This is a genomic window from Pseudomonas sp. SWRI50 (assembly GCF_014269095.1).
GTDB lineage: Bacteria > Pseudomonadota > Gammaproteobacteria > Pseudomonadales > Pseudomonadaceae > Aquipseudomonas > Aquipseudomonas kermanshahensis.
In genome coordinates this window covers 63,142-82,285 of sequence record NZ_JABWRW010000010.1, presented here as the reverse complement: position 1 = coordinate 82,285, position 19,144 = coordinate 63,142, and the positions used below count along the sequence as shown (strand labels likewise).

General features: G+C 62.6%; 16 protein-coding genes. 7 read left to right on the top strand and 9 right to left on the bottom strand.

Translation table 11 applies throughout. The features are described from left to right. Positions 1-184: 184 nt before the first annotated feature. The 6 genes from HU750_RS13085 (at position 185) to HU750_RS13060 (ending at position 6,794) form a co-directional block, all read left to right on the top strand. Positions 185-1,591, top strand: a complete 1,407-nt coding sequence (locus HU750_RS13085) for an ATP-binding protein (RefSeq protein WP_186680215.1) — start codon at positions 185-187, stop codon at positions 1,589-1,591. A 12-nt stretch (positions 1,592-1,603) separates the two neighbouring features. Continuing rightward, positions 1,604-2,221, top strand: coding sequence for a response regulator (locus tag HU750_RS13080; RefSeq protein WP_186680213.1), 618 nt, complete (start codon positions 1,604-1,606; stop codon positions 2,219-2,221). 121 nt (positions 2,222-2,342) lie between these two features. Further along, a complete protein-coding gene (locus tag HU750_RS13075) occupies positions 2,343-2,816 on the top strand; it encodes a MarR family winged helix-turn-helix transcriptional regulator (protein ID WP_027593555.1) in 474 nt (157 codons plus the stop codon). A gap of 30 nt (positions 2,817-2,846) precedes the next feature. Further along, positions 2,847-4,040: an HlyD family secretion protein gene (locus HU750_RS13070; protein ID WP_027593554.1), complete on the top strand. Its 1,194-nt coding sequence runs from the start codon at positions 2,847-2,849 to the stop codon at positions 4,038-4,040. After that, complete coding sequence (locus tag HU750_RS13065) at positions 4,037-5,569, top strand: DHA2 family efflux MFS transporter permease subunit (protein ID WP_186680211.1); 1,533 nt, start codon at positions 4,037-4,039, stop codon at positions 5,567-5,569. The genes HU750_RS13070 and HU750_RS13065 overlap by 4 nt, the downstream gene beginning before the upstream one ends. 478 nt (positions 5,570-6,047) lie before the next feature. Continuing rightward, entirely contained in the window at positions 6,048-6,794 is a 747-nt protein-coding gene (locus tag HU750_RS13060; RefSeq protein ID WP_186680209.1) for an SDR family oxidoreductase, read from the top strand. Between the two features lie 6 nt (positions 6,795-6,800). Here HU750_RS13060 and HU750_RS13055 read toward each other — a convergent pair whose 3' ends face one another. The 6 genes from HU750_RS13055 to HU750_RS13030 all read right to left on the bottom strand — a co-directional run bounded on the left by HU750_RS13055 (position 6,801) and on the right by HU750_RS13030 (position 15,627). Continuing rightward, positions 6,801-8,507 (bottom strand): ATP-binding protein, encoded by a 1,707-nt coding sequence (locus HU750_RS13055; RefSeq protein ID WP_225935633.1) that lies wholly within the window; start codon positions 8,505-8,507, stop codon positions 6,801-6,803. Positions 8,508-8,553: 46 nt separating this feature from the next. Then, complete coding sequence (locus tag HU750_RS13050) at positions 8,554-10,623, bottom strand: hybrid sensor histidine kinase/response regulator (protein WP_186680207.1); 2,070 nt, start codon at positions 10,621-10,623, stop codon at positions 8,554-8,556. Positions 10,624-10,687: 64 nt separating this feature from the next. Further along, positions 10,688-12,343 (bottom strand): PAS domain-containing hybrid sensor histidine kinase/response regulator family protein, encoded by a 1,656-nt coding sequence (locus HU750_RS13045; RefSeq protein WP_186680206.1) that lies wholly within the window; start codon positions 12,341-12,343, stop codon positions 10,688-10,690. Positions 12,344-12,400: 57 nt separating this feature from the next. Continuing rightward, positions 12,401-13,810: a GntR family transcriptional regulator MpaR gene (gene mapR, locus HU750_RS13040; RefSeq protein WP_027593548.1), complete on the bottom strand. Its 1,410-nt coding sequence runs from the start codon at positions 13,808-13,810 to the stop codon at positions 12,401-12,403. 52 nt (positions 13,811-13,862) lie between these two features. Then, positions 13,863-15,266, bottom strand: a complete 1,404-nt coding sequence (gene ccoG / locus HU750_RS13035) for a cytochrome c oxidase accessory protein CcoG (RefSeq protein ID WP_186680205.1) — start codon at positions 15,264-15,266, stop codon at positions 13,863-13,865. A gap of 121 nt (positions 15,267-15,387) precedes the next feature. Further along, entirely contained in the window at positions 15,388-15,627 is a 240-nt protein-coding gene (locus HU750_RS13030; protein ID WP_027593546.1) for a DUF3203 family protein, read from the bottom strand. A 154-nt stretch (positions 15,628-15,781) separates the two neighbouring features. Between HU750_RS13030 and HU750_RS13025 the strand changes: the two genes are divergently transcribed. Beyond that, positions 15,782-16,312 (top strand): MgtC/SapB family protein, encoded by a 531-nt coding sequence (locus HU750_RS13025; RefSeq protein WP_186680204.1) that lies wholly within the window; start codon positions 15,782-15,784, stop codon positions 16,310-16,312. A gap of 529 nt (positions 16,313-16,841) precedes the next feature. Here the strand turns inward: HU750_RS13025 and HU750_RS13020 are convergent. The 3 genes from HU750_RS13020 to HU750_RS13010 all read right to left on the bottom strand — a co-directional run bounded on the left by HU750_RS13020 (position 16,842) and on the right by HU750_RS13010 (position 19,106). Beyond that, on the bottom strand, positions 16,842-17,741 hold the full coding sequence (locus tag HU750_RS13020; protein ID WP_186680203.1) for a hydroxymethylglutaryl-CoA lyase: 900 nt from the start codon (positions 17,739-17,741) through the stop codon (positions 16,842-16,844). A 20-nt stretch (positions 17,742-17,761) separates the two neighbouring features. Beyond that, on the bottom strand, positions 17,762-18,160 hold the full coding sequence (locus tag HU750_RS13015) for a MerR family transcriptional regulator (protein ID WP_027593543.1): 399 nt from the start codon (positions 18,158-18,160) through the stop codon (positions 17,762-17,764). A gap of 67 nt (positions 18,161-18,227) precedes the next feature. Next, on the bottom strand, positions 18,228-19,106 hold the full coding sequence (locus HU750_RS13010; protein ID WP_027593542.1) for a helix-turn-helix domain-containing protein: 879 nt from the start codon (positions 19,104-19,106) through the stop codon (positions 18,228-18,230). Positions 19,107-19,144 lie beyond the last annotated feature (38 nt).

Below are 19,144 nucleotides of genomic sequence, written 5' to 3'. Positions count from 1 at the left end.
GTAGGGGAGGCAAGCGCAGCCTGTGCGCGTGACCCCCGGTGGCTGATTGTTAGCTCTGTTCAGGGTGTGGAAAAGCGTACGGTTAGCCGCTTTCCCCTGTCGCAGTTTTACGCGAGTCGCTATGGTAGATGGAATATCGACTATAGCAATATAGTAAAACTACTATAACAACGAGTTGCACGCCGTGGACAAGACCCTGTCTCCCTTGCTCGCCAAAGACCCGCAGCCCAGCCTGTTGCTGGCCGCCGATGCCAGGCCGCTGGCCACCAACCCGGCCTTGCAGGCCTTGCTGCAGGAAGGCCCGCCGCTGGCGGCCTGGCTACCGGCCAACTGCGCCGCGCTGGTGCGGGCCTGCCTGCGGCAGCACCGGGCAATTGCCGACGTGGAAGTACAGGTTGGCGAGCGCATCGTGCTGTGGTCCTTCATCCCTGACGACCAGGGCCAGCAGGTACTTGGCCGCTGCCGTGACGCCAGCACCGAACGCCAGGGTGCACGCGAAGCCAGCCGCGCCCGGCGCCTGTACCGTTTGATCATCGAGAACACCACGGACCTGATCTCCCGGCACAGCCCTGACGGGCGCTTCCTCGACGCCTCGCCGGCGGCCTTCCGCCTGTTGGGCCGGTGGCCCGAGCAACTGCGGGGCATGGCCGTGCGGACCTTGCTGCACCCGCGTGAACGCCGCCAGGTGCTGGCTCAGGCTGCTGCTGCCCTGGACCAGGACGGCTACCACACCATGACCTGCCGGGTGCGCCAGGCGGCGGGCGGCTACCGCTGGTTCGAGATTGCCAGCCGCGCCATCCGCGAGACCTACACCGGGGCAGTGGTGGAAATCGTCAGTGTTTCACGTGATATCACCTTGCGCATCGAAGCCCAGGAGAGCCTGGCCCACAGCGCGCGGCTGGCTACCTTGGGCGAGTTGGCGTCCGGTATCGCCCACGAGATCAATCAGCCGTTGGCGGCGGTGGTCAACTATGCCAACGCCAGCCAGCGTTACCTGCAAGGCCTGGAGCGCGACCCGCAGGCGCGTGAGCGGGTCGGGCAGGGGCTGCAGCGCATCACCGAGCAGGCTACCCACGCCGCGCAGGTGATCCGCCGGCTACGCGTGTTCCTGCGTAAAGGGCCCCGCCGGCTGCAAGCGCTCGACATGCTCGATGTGGCCAATGAAGCCATGCGCCTGTGTGCCTGGGAGGCGGCGCGCGACCAGGTCAGCATCGAACTGCGTATGAGCGCGCAATTGCCGGCGGTGTATGCCGACCGGGTGTTGCTGGAGCAGGTGCTGCTGAACCTGCTGCGCAATGCCATCGATGCCAATCGCGAGCAGCAGGGCGAACGGCCCTCACGTATCCTGCTGGGCGCCGTGCGCGAAGGCGACGGCGTGTTGGTCGAGGTCACCGACCAAGGGCCGGGCGTGGCGGCCGAGCGCCTGGATGAAATCTTTACCCCATTCACCACCAGCAAGGCCGATGGCCTGGGGCTGGGCCTGAGCATGAGCCGCAGCCTCATCGAAGGCTTTGGTGGCAGCTTATGGGCGCGTGCGGGCGAGAACGGTGGGTTGGTGTTGTGCTGCCGCTTGGCAGTGAGCAGGGAATAACGGGAGGTCAGGGTGCAAGCGAAGGTGTATGTGGTCGACGACGACCAGGGCATGCGTGATTCCACGGTCTGGCTGCTGCAGTCGGTGGGGCTCGAGGCCCTGTCGTTTGCTGGTGGGCAGGCGTTTCTGGACGCGTGCATCGATGACGGCCCGGCCTGCGTGCTGCTGGATGTGCGCATGCCTGGGCTGGGCGGGCTGGCGGTGCAGCAGTTGATGAAGGAACGGGGCCTGGACCTGCCGGTGATCTTTGTCAGCGGCCATGCCGACGTGCCGATCGTGGTAAGGGCGTTCAAGGCGGGTGCCTGCGATTTCATCGAGAAACCCTACAGCGACCAGTTGCTGCTCGACAGTGTGCAGGCGGCATTGGAGCGGGCAGGGCGCGCGCGTCAGAGCGACCAGGCGTTGGCCCAGGTTCAGGCGCGGGTCGATGGCCTGACGCCGCGTGAGCGCGATGTGTTCGTGCCGTTGGCCCAAGGCTTGAACAACCGTGAGATCGCCGAGCGCCTCGGGGTTAGCGTGAAGACCGTTGACCTGTACCGGGGGCGGGTGATGAAACGGCTGCAAGCAGGAAGCCTGGCGGAACTGGTAGGCATGGCGATCGCCTGCGGCGTGGTGCCAGCATTGATGTAGGCGCGGCCCACAAAGGTCCGTGCTATGCAAATTCATGAAATTTTGCATAGCACCCTAATCAAAGCTTTGACATTCACTGCCTAGGCAGTAATATTTTTAAACAATTAACCGGGCAGACTCCATGGCGCATTTCTCTCCAGAAAACTTCCAGACCTGTGCCATCGGCATGCTGCTGGGCCGCGCGGCGATCCTCAAGGACCGCATTCTCGACTGGCACCTCGAATCAGAGGGCGTCACCGCCGCGCAGTTCAAGGTGTTGATCATCGTCACCCAGTACCAGGTGGACACCCCGGCCGAACTGTGCCGCTACCTGGGCCTGGACAGCGGTTCGATGACCCGCATGCTCGACCGCCTCGAGCAGAAGGGTCTGATCCTGCGCAACCGCTGCGCCGATGACCGACGCCAGGTGCGCCTGGCCTTGACCGCCGATGGCCAGCGCTTGGCGGACCGGCTGCCAGAAATCGGTGCGGCAGCGATGAACGAATTGTGCGGCGCACTGGAACCCGAAGAGCTCAAAACGCTCGAGCGCTTGTTGGCCAAGGTGCTGCTCAGCGCTGGCGACCCTTTGACGATCCGCCGCTTTGGCGATCGTTGACCTCTGTTACGCATTATCCAAGGTATTGTCATGGCCACTTCCACAGACACCCCAACCCCTGCCGACCCACCTGCGCCGTCGCGCAAACGCAAGGCCTGGCTGCTTGGCCTGCTTCTGCTGCTGATCCTTGGCGGTGTCGGCGCCTGGGCCTGGTATTCCCTGGTCGGGCGCTGGCACGAAAGCACCGATGACGCCTACGTCAATGGCAACGTGGTGGAGATCACCCCGCTGGTGACCGGCACCGTCACCAGCATTGGTGCCGATGACGGCGACCTGGTTCACGCCGGCCAAGTGCTGCTGCAGTTCGACCCGTCCGACAGCGAGGTGGCGCTGCAGTCTGCCGAAGCCAAGCTGGCGCGCACGGTGCGCCAGGTGCGTGGCCTGTACAGTAACGTCGATGGGCTCAAGGCCCAGTTGCAGACGCGCCAGGCCGAATTGCAAAAGGCCCAGGACAACTACAACCGGCGCAAGGTGCTGGCCGACAGCGGTGCGATTGCTGCAGAAGAAATCTCCCACGCCCGTGACGACCTGAGTGTGGCCCAGAGCGCCCTGGCCAGTGCCCGTCAGCAGCTCAACACCAGCACCGCGCTGGTCGACGACACCGTGGTCTCCTCGCACCCTGAAGTGATGGCAGCCGCTGCCGACCTGCGCCAGGCTTACCTCGACAACGCCCGCACCACCTTGGTAGCGCCGGTGACCGGGTATGTCGCCAAGCGCACCGTGCAACTGGGCCAGCGCCTGCAGCCGGGCACCGCGACGATGGCGGTAATCCCCCTGGACCAGGTGTGGATCGATGCCAACTTCAAAGAAACCCAGCTGCGCGACATGCGTATCGGCCAGCCGGTGGAAATCAGCGCCGACCTGTACGGTAGCGCGGTCAAGTACAGCGGCACGGTCGACAGCCTCGGTGCAGGCACTGGCAGCGCGTTCGCTCTGCTGCCGGCGCAAAATGCCACCGGCAACTGGATCAAGATCGTGCAGCGGGTGCCGGTGCGTATTCACCTAAGCCCGGACCAGCTCAAGGACCATCCGCTGCGTATCGGCCTGTCGACGCTGGTGGAGGTCGACTTGCACGACCAGAGCGGCCCGACCCTGGCCCAGCAACCGCCACAGCAGGCCAGCTACACCACCCAGGTGTACGACCGCCAACTGGTCGATGCCGATAACCTGATCGCCCGGCTGATTCACGAGAACAGCGCATCCGGCAAGACGGCGCAGCGATGAGCAACCAGGCTGCCGCCCAGTTCACGCCGCCGAGCCTGTTGCTGACCACCATCGGTCTGTCGCTGGCGACGTTCATGCAGGTGCTCGACACCACCATCGCCAACGTGGCCTTGCCGACCATTTCCGGCAACCTGGGGGTGAGCTATGAGCAGGGCACCTGGGTGATCACCTCGTTCGCCGTGAGCAACGCCATCGCCTTGCCGCTTACAGGCTGGCTGAGCCGGCGCTTTGGCGAGGTGAAGTTGTTCATCTGGGCCACGTTGCTGTTCGTGCTGGCATCGTTCTTGTGTGGCATCGCCCAGTCTATGCCGGAGCTGGTGGGCTTTCGTGTGTTGCAGGGCGTGGTGGCAGGGCCGTTGTACCCGATGACCCAGACCTTGCTGATAGCAGTGTACCCGCCGGCGAAACGGGGGATGGCCCTGGCGTTGTTGGCGATGGTCACGGTGGTGGCGCCGATCGCCGGGCCGATACTAGGGGGCTGGATCACCGACAGTTACAGCTGGCCGTGGATCTTCTTCATCAACGTGCCGATCGGCCTGTTCGCCGCTGCTGTTGTACGCCAACAGATGCGCTCGCGGCCGGTGGTAACCAGCCGCCAGCCGATGGACTACATCGGCCTTTTGACGCTGATCGTGGGGGTGGGGGCGTTGCAGGTGGTGCTCGACAAGGGCAATGACCTGGACTGGTTCGAGTCGTCGTTCATCATCATGGGCAGCTTGATCTCGGTGGTGTTCCTGGCGGTGTTCGTGATCTGGGAGCTGACCGATCGGCATCCGGTGGTCAACCTGCGGCTGTTCGTGCACCGCAACTTCCGGGTCGGCACCATCGTGTTGGTCGGGGGCTATGCGGGGTTCTTCGGTATCAACCTGATCCTGCCGCAGTGGTTGCAGACGCAGATGGGTTATACGGCGACTTGGGCGGGGTTGGCGGTTGCGCCGATCGGGCTGTTGCCGGTGATCATGTCGCCCTTTGTCGGCAAGTACGCGCATCGGTTCGACTTGCGGCTGCTGGCGGGGTTGGCGTTTCTGGCGATTGGCACGAGCTGCTTCATGCGGGCTGGGTTTACCAGTGAGGTGGACTTCCAGCATGTGGCGTTGGTGCAATTGTTCATGGGGATTGGCGTGGCGCTGTTCTTCATGCCGACGTTGAGCATTTTGCTGTCGGACTTGCCGCCGCATCAGATTGCCGATGGCTCGGGGCTGGCGACCTTTCTGCGTACGCTGGGGGGGAGTTTTGCGGCGTCGCTGACGACGTGGATCTGGATACGGCGGGCGGATCAGCATCATGCGTATCTGAGTGAGAATATCAGCCAGTTTGATCCGGCGACGCGGCATACGCTGGAGCAGCTTGGGGGGGCCAGTGTGCAGAACTATGCGCGGTTGGAGCAGATCGTGAATGCGCAGGCTTACATGATGTCTACGGTGGACTATTTCATGATGATGACTTGGGTGTTTGCGGGGTTGATTTTGTTGGTTTGGTTTGCGCGGCCGCCGTTTACGGCTAAGGCTGGGCCTTCTGCGGGGCACTGATGGGATAGTAGTTGTTGGTGTTGTTGGTGTTGTTGGTGTTGAAGGTGTGGCAGGGGCCAGTTGCCAAGGCGACGCTTAGTCACCTTTCCGCCCTTACGGCGGGTCACTTTTTGGCAAACGCCCCAAAAAGTAACCAAAAAGGGCTGCGCTCCATCATACGGCCCCTACGCTGCGCTTCGGGGTCCCCTCGCTACGGCCTTGCTCCCGGGAGGACCGCGCTGCAGGGCCCATCCTGGGCCCCAGCGCTTGACGGGCATCCTTGCCCGTCACCTCCCTCCGCAAGGCCTGCGCTCGGCCTCCTGAGTCGCTGAAGGTCAAAAGCCAGATCAAGATCAAGATCAAGAGCTGGATCAAGGGCCGGATCAAGAGCTGGGTCAACGTTGCGTGCGATTGTGCGCTATGGGGAAGGGGTGGCATTCCCATGCGTTGGCATTTGTCCTATTGTCGAAAGCCCACTTTCAACAGCATTGGCAGGCCCATGGAGAATGTCATCGTCATTACTGGCGCCAGCCGAGGTATCGGCGCGGCGACAGCCCTGCTGGCCGCTCGGCAGGGGTATCGTATCTGCATCAATTACCACGCGGATGACCAGGCTGCCGAGCGCGTCCTTGGGCAGGTTCGCGCGCTTGGCGCCGAAGCGATTGCGGTGCGGGCCGATGTCAGTGTCGAGGATGAAATCATTCAGCTGTTCCAGCGTGTCGATGAGGCGCTTGGCTCGGTGACTGCGCTGGTCAACAACGCGGGCACCATCGGCCAGCAAAGCCGTGTCGAGGAGATGTCCGAGTTTCGCTTGCTCAAGATGATGAAGACCAATGTCGTTGGGCCCATGCTTTGCGCCAAACATGCGCTGTTGCGCATGGCGCGTCGGCATGGCGGGCAGGGCGGGGCGATCGTCAACGTCTCTTCAGTGGCTGCGCGCCTGGGCTCGCCCAACGAATACGTCGACTACGCGGCCTCCAAGGGCGCGTTGGATACCTTTACCCTTGGCTTGGCCAAGGAAGTGGCAGGCGAGGGCGTGCGGGTCAATGGCGTGCGCCCAGGCTATATACACACCGGCTTCCATGCGCTTTCCGGTGACCCGGACCGGGTCGCCAAGCTCGAACCCGGCTTGCCCATGGGCCGCGGCGGCCGGCCAGAAGAAGTTGCCGAGGCCATTGTCTGGTTGCTCTCGGACAAGGCCTCGTATTCCACCGGCAGCTTCGTCGATTTGGGCGGCGGGCGCTGAGGCGCCTTATCCTTCCAGTAACTGGCCGACCTGCTCGGCCAGTGCCTCGAGGCTGAAGGGCTTGGTCAGCACGCGCATGTCGGTTTCCAGGTTGCCGTTAGCCAGCGCTGCACTTTCGTCGTAGCCCGTGACGAAGAGCACCTTGAGCCCGGTGTAACGCCCGCGCAACGTGTCGGCCAACTGGCGCCCGTTGATCCCGCCCGGCAAGCCCACGTCGCTGATCAGCAGGTCGGGCGCGGGTTGCTCTGCCAAGCCTGCAAGCGCTTGGGGGCCATCTTCGAACATCATCACGTCGTGGCCCAGGTCATGCAGCACTTCAGCAATCACCAGGCGCATGGCGCTGACATCTTCGACCACGGCGATTCGCTTTGTCGCGCTTGTATTGGAGCGCGGTGCCGGTGCAACGGGTTTGAGTACGGCAGGCGCAGGCTGCGCGTGGTGTCTCGGCAGCAGCAAGCGCACCGTGGTGCCCTGGCCCAGGGACGATGCGATGTGCAGTTGCCCACCGGACTGGCGCACAAAACCGAAGACCATCGACAACCCCAGGCCCGTGCCGCGGCCAAGCGGTTTGGTGGTGAAGAACGGGTCGACGGCGCGGGTCAGGGTCTCATCCGTCATGCCACTGCCGTTGTCTTCGACGCTGAGGCAGAGGTAGTCGCCAGGCGTCAGCTCAAGCTGCGCAGCTTGCTCGCTGGTCAACGAGACATTGCACAGGGCGATACGGACCCTGCCCCCGTCGGGCAGGGCATCGCGTGCGTTGATGCACAAGTTGAGCAGGCTGCTCTCAAGTTGAGGAGGGTCGATATGCACCGTCCAGCAAGCGTCGCTGCACTGGTAGTCGAGTTCGATGTGGGGGCCGGTGCTGCGGCTGATCAGGTCTAGCATGCCGGTGACCAGCACCGCGACGTCGGTGGCGCGTGGCTGCAAGGTCTGTTGACGGGAGAACGCGAGTAATCGATGAACAAGCGCCGCAGCCCGTTGTGCCGCGCTATGGGCGCTTTCCAGCAAGGGGGTGATGGTTGCCTTGGGCTGGTCGATGGCCACCCTGTCCCTGGCCAGCTCCAGTGCGCCGAGTATGCCGCCGAGCAGGTTGTTGAAGTCGTGCGCAACGCCCCCTGTCAGCTGACCTACAGCCTCGACTTTCTGCGCTTGGCGCAAAGCCTCTTCGGCCTTCTGGCTCTGCGCCACGGCTTGTTCGACACGCTGCTCAAGCTCTGCGTTGAGGTCTTGAAGGGCACTCTCAGCGCGCTTGCGCGCTGTCACATCACGAAAGATCACCGCCACCTGATGGTTGTGGGCCGGTTCGATACGGATTGCCGCCAGCCCAAGGCAGCGGCCGGTGGCAAGCAACTCATGCTCGAAGTACAGCGGATTGCCAGTCCGCTCCACGGTGCCGAAGTAGTCCAGCCAGACATGGGCCTCGTCGGGTATCACTTCCCGCAGGGTCCGGCCCACGACATTGGGCAGCCCGGCATGCCTGCAGTAAGCCGGGTTGGCCATCAGGTGTACATAATCGCTCAACGGCCCAAGCGGTCCATCGATGAACTGGATGATGCAGAAGCCTTCTTCCATGTTCTCGAACAGAAAGCGGTAGCCTTCCGACGCCTGCGCGCGTGCGTTCAAGCGCAACAGTTCGCTGTTCAACTGGCTGTTTTGCTGTTCGAGCTGATCGATTCGCTGGCGTAAACCCTCCAGCTCATCGGTTGTATTCAAGCATTCACCGGGCATTCATTTCGCTCCATCGATAAACCACAGGCCGCTAATGCATCAGCAGCTGTGCGACCCTTTCCACGAGTGCCGCCAGGTCAAAGGGTTTGGTCAATACACTGGACGCTTCCAGGGGTTGGCCGTGACTGAGTACAGCGCTTTCATCGTAACCGGTGATGAACAGCACTTTTATGTGCGGGTGCCGTACGCGGCATCGGTCGGCGACCTGCCGACCGTTCAGGCCCCCGGGCAGGCCGATATCGCTGATCAGCAGGTGCGGCGGCGGGCAGCGCTCGAGGTACGCCAGCGCGCTTGGGCCGTCGGCGAATGCCTGGACGTCATGGCCGAGCTCTTCGAGTACTTCGTGGATGACCAAGCGCAGGGGCTCCTGGTCTTCTACCAGCACGATTTGCCCAGCCTGCACGGTGTTGCAACTCGCCGGGCGCTGAGCCGGGGTTTGGAAGCTGTTCATCGCTTGCCACGCAAGGTGGCGGGGCAGATACAGTTCGACCAGCGTGCCTTCATCGGGCTTGGACAGGATACGCATCTGCCCCCCTGACTGGCGCACGAAGCCGTAAACCATGGAAAGCCCAAGGCCAGTGCCCTGGCCCATCGGCTTGGTGGTGAAGAACGGATCCACGGCGCGCGCCGCGACCTCTGCCGACATGCCTCGCCCGTTGTCCTTGACCCCAAGGCGCAGGTAATCGCCTGCAGCCAGGTCGAGCCCTTGGGCACGCTGCAGGTCAAGGGTCAGGTTGTCGCCGCTGAGGGAAATCGCGCCACCTTCTGGCAGTGCGTCTCGGGCGTTGATGCACAAGTTGAGCAGGGCGTTTTCCAGTTGTGGCGGGTCGATGAACGTTGGCCACAGGTGCTGCGGGAAGTGGCTGTGCAACTGGATGGACGGACCGATGCTGCCACGGACCAGCTGCTCCATGTCATTGACCAATTGGGTGACATCGGTGGGCTGGGGTTGCAGCGTCTGCTGGCGCGAGAACGCCAGCAGGCGATGCACGACGGCGGCGGCACGCTGCGCCGCGCCACTGGCAACGTCCAGCAGGCTGCCGAGTTGGTCGTGACGCGCCTGTTGCAAGCGTTGCTGCATCAATTCCTGGGCCGCCAGAATGCTACCCAGCAGGTTGTTGAAGTCATGGGCGATGCCACCACTCAAGTGCCCCACGGCCTCCATTTTCTGCGCATGCCGCAGTGCCTCTTCAGCGCTGAGCAGGCGCTGCTGGGCGGCGACGCGTTCGCTGATGTCATACGCGAATAAGTAGGCACCAAGAATCGCGCCATCAGGGTCGCGCAGGCAGTTGAAGCGCAGCTCGTAATGCCGTTGTGTAGCCCCCTTGCCGAAACGCTGAGTTATTGTGAACTGCTCGCCCCCCAGCGCACGTTGCCACATCGGCATGATCACGTTCAGGTCGGTGAGGTTGTCGCCCATCAGCGTGGTCACAGAGTCGCCCACTTCCGGGGTGGCGCCGTACAGGTAATGAAATTCCAGCTTGGCCTGCCGGTTGATCGCCAGCCAGCGCATGTTGCTATCGATCATGTGCACGTTAGCCAGGCTGTGCTCGACCACTTCGGCAAACAACCGGCGCTCTGCCAGCGCCGCATTGACCCGTTCTTCGAGCTCTTCGTTCATGCGCTGCAAGGCCAGCTCTGCACGACGCCGTGCGGTGACATCCTTGAACAGCACCGCCACCTGGCGCCGCTCGGCGGGTTCGACGCGAAAGGTCGTGACGGACAGGACATGGCCAGTGGCAACCAGCTCCTGTTCGAAGTGCAGCGGCTCGCCGGTGCGCAGCACTTCACCGTAGCGGGCTACCCAATCGTCGGCCTCATCGGGGACCATCTCGCGCAGTTTTTGCCCGACCACATTGGGGATGCCGGCATGTTTCGCATACGCCGCATTGGCCACGACATGCACGTAGTCACTCAATGGGCCATGTGGCCCATCGAAGAATTCAATGATGCAGAACCCTTCGTCCATGGTGTCAAACAACGAACGATAGAGGATCTGATCGTGCTCCTGGTGGCTCGCCAACTGCGACTCCAGCAGCGCGTTACGGCGCTCCAGGTCTTCGACATGTTGGCGCAGGGAAAGCAGGTCGCGGGAAGGCATGCCGACGTCCGACGAAATTAAAGGCCCAAACTCTAACGTGTTCACCCCAAGGGCGAGAACACCCTTAACGCAAATGCGCGTCCACGCCCAGCAAGCGATCGATCCGCTCACCCAGTGCCTTGAGCTCGAAGGGCTTGGACAGCACCTCGGTGCGCTCTGCAGGCCAGCCTCGGGCCATGCTGCTGGCAATGTCGTAGCCGGTGATCAGTATCACCGGTGCTTCGTTGGCAAGGCCCCGATAGGCCTCTGCGAGCTGGTTGCCGTCGATGCCGCCGGGCAGGCCAACATCGGTGATCAACAAGTCAGGCAATGGGCTGTGCTGCAACGCCTGGAGTGCGCTGCGGCCGTCCTCGAAAACCTGGACCTCGTGGCCCAGCTCTTTTAGCACTTCGCCGAGTACCAGGCGCAGGGTCGCTTGATCTTCTACCAGCATGATCCGGTGTGGCCTGTGAACCGGCCTGGCGTCAGTATTTTCAGGCGTAGCGCAAGGATGCTCGGGGGTGGTGCTTTCGTTCCGGGGCAGATACAGGTGGACGCTGGTGCCTTGCCCAGGCGTGCTGTCAATGCGTAATTGCCCGCCAGACTGGCGCACGAAGCCATAGACCATCGACAGCCCCAGGCCAGTACCCTGGCCCATGGGTTTGGTTGTGAAGAACGGGTCGAGGGCACGCTGCATCACGTCCTTGCTCATGCCCATGCCAGTGTCGTCCACCCGTATGTGCAAAAATTGCCCTGGCGGCACGTCCAGGCGGCGGGCCTGCTCGTCGTCGAGCTCGGCATTCTCACAGCCAATGCGCAGGGTGCCGCCCAGGGGCATGGCATCGCGGGCGTTGATGCACAGGTTCAGCAGGGCGTTTTCTAACTGTTGGGGGTCGATGCGGATCGACCACTGACCGGCCAGTGTCCGGTCCTGCAAGTCGATGTGCGCATCGATCGAACTGCGGATCAGGTCGTGCATGCCGGCCACCAACCGCTGTACATCGACGGGTTGCGGCAGCAGTGTCTGCTGGCGGGAAAAAGCCAACAGGCGCTGCACCAGCGAGGCTGCACGCAGCGCGCTGTTCTTGCCGACTTCGAGCAGCCTGGCGGTGTCGGACACACGATGCTGCCTCAGGCGTTGCTCGGCCAGCTCCAGTGCGCCGAGGATGCTGCCAAGCAGGTTGTTGAAGTCATGGGCAATGCCACCGGTCAATTGGCCGACCGCTTCCATTTTCTGTGATTGGCGCAGCGCCTCTTCGGTTTGGAGCAGGCGTTCCTGCTCGGCAATGCGCTCGGTAATGTCGTAGGCGAACATATAGCCGCCCTGGATGCGCTGCTGCGCGTCGAGCAGCGGGTGGTAGCGGATTTCATAGTGGCGCAGGGCGTCAGGTGGCCCGAGGGCGATGGTGTCGATGAACGCTTCGCCGGCCAGCAGGCGCGGCCACACCGGGGCCAAGCGGCCCATGATGTCCGGTTGGTTGGCCAGAAACTGCGGGATGTAATCGCCGATCTGCGGCACAAAACCGCGCCACCGCTGGAAGGTTTCGCGGGCTGTGCGATTGATCGCCAACAGGCGCATTTTGCGGTCGGCTGCAAATACGTTGGCCAAGCTGTTATCGACCAGTTCGCCGAGCAGATTGTTGTTTGCCTGCGCAATGTCACCGCGCTGGGCCAGCAGGGTTTCAAGCTCTGCGACACGTGCCTGCAGTTGCTCGTAGGAAGCTTGCGTGACTGGCTGCATGGTGGCGAACCGGTGAGCGGATCGGGCAACTATAGACGCGGCGCAGGCTGACAGCTATCAAAATGAACGAATGATTCGCCCCAGGGTTTCCATGGCCTTTTCGGCGCCGTCATGCCAGGGGCTGCCGTAGTTCAGGCGGATGCAATTACCGAAGCGACGGGTCGGTGAAAAGATGGGGCCGGGCGCGATGCTGATGCCCTGGGCCAAGGCCATGTGGAACAGCTTGAGCGCATCCATCTGCTCTGGCAGTTCAAGCCACAGGAAGTAGCCCCCAGACGGTTGGCTGACCCGCGTCTGCGCCGGGAAGTGGCGGGAGATGGCGGCGAGCATGTTGGCTTGCTGGCCTTCCAGCGCGTAGCGCAGCTTGCGCAAGTGGCGGTCATAGCCGCCGTGTTGCAGGTAGTCGGCGATGGCCGCCTGTGCCGGCATCGATGCGCAGAGCGAAGTCATCAACTTGAGGCGTTCGATCTTCTGCGCGAAACGCCCGGCGGCCACCCAGCCGATGCGGTAGCCGGGCGCCAGGCTCTTGGCGAACGAACCGCAGTGCATCACCAGGCCTTGGGTGTCGAAGGCCTTGGCGGGTTTGGGTGCCTGTTGCGCGTAATACAGTTCGGCGTAGACGTCGTCTTCGATCAGCGGCACCTGATGGCGTGCCAGCAACTCCACCAGCGCCTGCTTCTTGGCCTCCGGCATGCTGGCGCCTACCGGGTTCTGGAAGTTGGTCATGCACCATACGGCCTTGACCGGGTGCTTCTCCAGGGTCTGCGCCAGCACGCTCAGGTCCATGCCTTCGCGGGGGTGAACGGGAATTTCCACAGCTTTGAGTTTGAGCCGCTCCAACACTTGTAGGCAGGCATAGAAGGCCGGCGCTTCGATCGCCACCAGGTCGCCGGGTTCGGTCACGGCTTGCAGGCACAGGTTCAGGGCTTCCAGCGCGCCATTGGTGATCAGCAGCTCTTCCATCGGCAGCATCAGCCCGCCGACCATGTAGCGCAGGGCAATCTGCCGGCGCAATTGAGGGTTGCCGGGCGACAGGTCGGTGACCACCATGCGCGGGTCCATCGCACGGCTGGCACTGGCCAGCGAGCGCGACAAACGCTGCAGCGGGAACAGTTCGGGGCTTGGGAAGGCCGAACCGAACGGCACGGTGTTGGGGTCCTTTATCGAGTCGAGGATGGAGAACACCAGCGCGCTGACGTCGACATCGGTGGACTCGCTGACCGGCTGCAAGGCCTGCGGCTCGCAGAACTGGCGCGGTGCATGGGCGTTGACGAAGTACCCCGAACGCGGGCGCGCGCGGATCAACCCGCGCCGTTCCAGCAGGTAATAGGCCTGGAACACCGTGGATGGGCTGACCCCGTGGGTCTGGCTGGCATAGCGCACCGAGGGCACCCGCTGGCCAGGGCCTAGCACACCCGAGCGGATCAGTTCGGCAATGTCATCGGCGAATCGTTCGTAGCGTTTCATTCTGGCCTTCTGTCGAAGCCTGGCAGGCAAGGTGGAAAAACAGTGTAAGGGATCAGCGGTTCATCGGTGCGACGAAGCGGCTTTGTGCCACGCTGCGTACGGCAGGTTCGTCACTGTCCTGCACTTCGAAACTCAAGGTTTGCGAACTGCTGGTCGGGCGTTCTGCAAGCATCGCCACCGAGACCGGCAGTTCGCTCATTTCGCCAGCCGGGATGATGAACTCTGTTTTGCCCTGCAGGGTGAAGCCGTCAGCGTCCAGCAGGCGTAGGTGATAACGTTGGGTGCTTTCAGTCTTGTTGATGACCTTGAGCAGGTAGATGTTCTCGATTTGGCCTTGGGCGTTCTCGCGGAACAGGCCGCGGTCCTTGATCACGTCCAGCGACACCATCGGGCGCTGTTGCAAGGCAACTACCAACGCGCCGATCATCACCACCAGTGCCGCGGCGTAGCCCAACAGGCGCGGGCGCAGCCAGTGGGTGGTGCCGCCCTGCAGGCTGTGTTCAGACTTGTAACCGATCAGGCCGCGGGCATACCCCATCTTGTCCATGACCCCGTCACAGGCGTCGATGCAGGCCGCGCAGCCAATGCAGGCCATTTGCAGGCCATCGCGGATGTCGATGCCGGTGGGGCAGACCTGCACGCACATCGTGCAGTCGATGCAGTCGCCCAGGCCTTGGGCGTGGGCGTCGCTGCCTTTCTTGCGTGGGCCACGGGTTTCGCCGCGGCGCGGGTCGTAGGCCACCGCCAGGGTGTCCTTGTCGAACATCACGCTTTGGAAGCGGGCATAGGGGCACATGTGCAGGCACACTGCCTCGCGCAGCAAGCCGGCATTGATGTAAGTGGCGGCAGTGAAGAACAACACCCAGAACAGCGCGACGCCACCCAACTGCAAGGTCAACAGTTCTGCCGCCAGGGGCCGTATCGGGGTGAAGTAGCCGACGAAGGTCAGCCCGGTGAGCAAGCCGATGGCCAGCCACAGGCTGTGCTTGAGCGCCCGGCGGGCCAGTTTTTCCAGGCTCCAGGGGGCAGCGGCAAGCTTGATGCGCTGGTTGCGGTCACCCTCGCTGACCTTTTCGCACCACATGAACAACCAGGTCCAGGTACTTTGTGGGCAACTGTACCCGCACCACACGCGGCCGGCGTAGACCGTGATGGCGAACAGGCCAAAGGCGCAGATGATCAACAGCGCAGACAGCAGGATGAAATCCTGCGGCCAGAACGTTGTGCCGAAGATGTGGAACTTGCTGCTGCCCAAGTCCCAGAGCACTGCCTGGCGGCCGTTCCAGGTAAGCCAGGCAGTGCCAAAGAACAGTGCGAACAAGGCCCCCGCGAAACCGATCCGCAGGTTGCGGTACAGCCCGGTGAAACTGCGGGTGTGAAGGCCGCTGTCAACGTGGCGTTTGGCGGCTGAACTTGCGGGCGCGGCGATCTCGGTAAAGGGGATTCTATCGTTCATGGCTCGGTGCTCATCAGGCCTCGATCAGGCATGAGCACTATGGCCCCCGAGCTGTTATCAGCACAGGCTCAGGTTTGGCGATAAAAACCGTATCAGATGATCAGCAAAACCACGCCAGGCCTTAGATTACCGAGCCTGGCACGCTGGTCTTCAGATGCCTGCGGCTATCCACCGCACCCGCTACGGTGAGGGCATCAGCTTCTGCTTCGGTGATAGGCACCCGTTCCCCCGCCAGCACCGCCACCGACATGCGCAGCTGTTCATCGGTGATGATTTCAATGGCAGGGCCATCGCCTTCGAGGTGCACATGGTCGCCGATGAGCGTGCAACGGCGGGTGCTTTCGTCGATTTCAACCGGCATGGGAATGTCCTCTTGGTGGCGGTTACAGCTGTGACCACTGTGCAGAGGTGGTTGCTGCATCGATCCGCTGGGCGGGATGTATCGCACTTGCTGGCGCTGCGCGAGTCAACTCTCACAGAGGCAGCCCCAGCGCATTTTGATCAGGAGCGTCACGATGAACCCTTGGTGGCATCCGATTTGGCAAACCATTCAGGCCGAGTTCGCCGACCTCGGCGACGAGCGCGAAGTCACGCGGGTGCTGGTGCGCCTGCTGATGGCGGCCGTGCTGGGTGCGGTGCTGGGTTTCGAGCGTGAGCACAAAGGCAAGTCTGCCGGCGTGCGCACCCACATGCTGGTCTCACTGGGCGCTGCGCTGTTCGTGTTGGCGCCAAGCATGGCCGGGGCCGACGAGCAGGCGCTAAGCCGGGTGATCCAGGGCATTGTCGCCGGGATCGGTTTTCTGGGGGCGGGTACCATTCTCAAGGGTAACGGCCAGGACGCCAGCCATGTGAAAGGGCTGACTACCGCAGCAGGGCTGTGGATGACTGCCGCGATCGGTACGGCCGCCGGCATGGGGCGCGAAGCCACGGCATTGATCAGCACGGTGCTGGCACTGCTGGTGCTGGGCACGATGCCTATGTTGGTGGACAAGTTCGAGAAACAGGATGAGGAGAAACAGAGCGAGGAGGAGGGCAGGAAGCACTGAGGGGAGCCGAAGCTCCCCCCAAAGCGTTGTTGCCTGCTCTTTTTATTATTGAAGACGGCCTTTTGTTGTTTTTGTCAGCCTGTCTTTGTGTCGCGGGCGACCCCCATGCGGGGTCAAGAACAAACGTATTTTTTTGAGCGCTGACCTGCTTTCATCATGACTGATCCGATGCTGACTGCCGCTACCTTGAGGTAGTTTTATTGTTCTGTGTCAGACCGCGGGGCGTACCCCTGAAAAGCGTGTCTACTCCAAAAAAATCTGCTTGCTACGCCTCTGCCGTGTTGTTCTTGTTATGTCAGAGCCGTTACCTGTTGTTTTTATTGGGTGTCACATTTTTATTGTTCTTGTACCAAAGATATAGCATGGCCCGTGCCAACTTTTTCAAATCCTTTAAAATCAAGCACTTAGGTGTTTTGGTGGAAAACGCTCGACCTGAAATTTTGTCGATTTGTTTCCCTGTTACCCGATTTTTTGCTGCGAAACGTGGGGAAGGTAACACTCCACCCACATTCATGTGACACCCGTGTGACTAGTGCGCGCTGCGTGCGCGCGCCACTCGCGACCCATTGGCGCGGCCCAGCACCGTGCTGATGCGTTGCCCTGCGGCGATCAGGCGGTCCAGGTCGATGCCCGTCTCGATGCCCAGCCCCTGTAGCAGGTACACCACGTCTTCGGTTGCGATATTGCCGGTGGCGCCCTTGGCATAGGGGCAGCCACCCAGCCCGGCCACCGAGCTGTCGAACACATTGATACCTTCAAGCAGGCTGGCATAGACGTTGGCCAAGGCCTGGCCATAGGTGTCGTGGAAGTGCCCGGCCAACTGCTGGCGCGGCACCTGGGCCGACACCACGTCGAACAGCCGGCGGGTATCGCCTGCAGTGCCGGTACCGATGGTGTCGCCCAGCGATACCTCGTAGCAGCCCATGTCATGCAGGGCGCGGGCGACCGGGGCGACCTGTTCGGCGCTGACCTTGCCTTCATAAGGGCAGCCCAAGACGCACGACACATAGCCACGCACGCGCACGCCGTGGCTGCGCGCAGCCTCCATGATCGGCTCGAAGCGGTTGAGGCTGTCGCTGATCGAGCAGTTGATGTTGCGCTGCGAGAACGCCTCGGACGCTGCGGCAAACACCGCCACCTCTTTCACCCCGGCAGCCAGCGCATCTTCGAAGCCGCGCAGGTTCGGCGCCAAGGCGGCATAGGTAACACCGGGGCGCTGCACGATGCCTGCGAACACTTCTGCGGAACCAGCCATCTGCGGTACCCACTTGGGCGAGACAAAGCTGCCGACTTCGATGTAGGCAAGGCCTGCTTCGGTAAGGTCGTCAACCAGGCGCACCTTGTCGGCGACGCTGATGGGCTGGGCTTCGTTCTGCAGACCGTCGCGGGGGCCTACTTCGACCAGACGGACTTCTTTAGGCAAGGACATGGCGGGTTTCCTGTGGCGGGTCAACGGTTGTCTTTATTGTTCAAGGTCGCGGCAAGGGCCTGCTCGCAGCGCTCCTGGGCGGTGTCGAGCTCCAGTTGCATCTGGTGGATGTCGAGCATCTGCTGCTCCAGCTGGGCACGCCGTTCGGCGATTTTCACCAGCATGCTGTTGAGCTGTTTCAGGTTGCCGCTGGTGGGGTCGTACAGCTCGATCAGTTCACGGCATTCGGCGAGGGAAAAACCAATGCGCTTGCCGCGCAGGATGAGCTTCAGGCTGACTTTGTCACGCGCCGAGTAGATGCGTTCCAGGCCACGTCGCTCGGGGCTCAGCAAGCCCTGTTCCTCGTAGAAGCGGATGGCACGGGTGGTGATGTCCAGCTCGCGGGACAGGTCGGAGATGCTGTAGGTCTGCAGGCTCATGCGGGGGCTCGGCGTGGGGTATGGGGCTATCCTGAATGCAGGTTGACGTTTACGTCAAGCAGGGGCGCTATTCAGGCACCCCCACCCGGCGATAGCCATTGGGCGTCTGCCCGCTCAGCCGCTTGAAAAACCGCGCGAAGTAGGTGGGGTCGGTAAACCCGAGACTATCCGACAATTGCCCAATGCTCATGCGCGTATAAAGAAGGTTGCGCCGCGCCTCCAGCAGCAGCCGCTGATGCACCACCTGCAAAGCCGTTTGCCCGCTCAGTGCCCGGCACAGCTGGTTGAGCTGCAGGCTCGAGACGTTCAGGCGCGCGGCGAAGTCCTCCACGGACAAATGCTCGCGGTAATGCGCCTCGACCAGGCGCAGGTATTGCCCGAGCAACTGCCGGTCCCGTTCGTCACGGTTACGGGGCGCCTGGCCCAGTTGCTGCCGGCGGCTGATCCAGACCATCAACGCGGTCACCAGCGCCTGCAGCATCGTCGCCCGTGCCGGGGCATTGCCCTGGTATTCCTGCTGCAGTGTGTCGATCAGGCTGCGTAAACGCTGGCGGTCCTTGCCCAACGCATAGCACGCCGGCGTGGCCAGCATGCCCACGGGCGCGCCCAGTTGCTGTTCCAGTTCGGCCACCAGCGCGGTGCCGAAGGTCAGTACATGCCCCTGGATGTCGGCACTGAAGCGAAAGCCGTGCACGGTCAGTGGCGGTACCACCTGGATGGCGGCCTGGCTGATCGAGCTGCGGACACCTTCGATCTCCACCTCGGCCTGGCCACGCTGCACATACAGCAACTGGAACAGCTCGGCATGCTGGTGCGGCTTGATCTCCCAGTGGTGCAAGCGGCTGCGTGCCGGGATCGACTCGCAGTGCAACAGGTCGGTGCCAGGCCACGCCTGGTTTTCGCCGTACAGCTGGAACAACGGAATGCCGGGGAGGGTGGATTTCATGCGGTTTTGCCTGTCCGTTAATCGAACGTTTTTTGTAA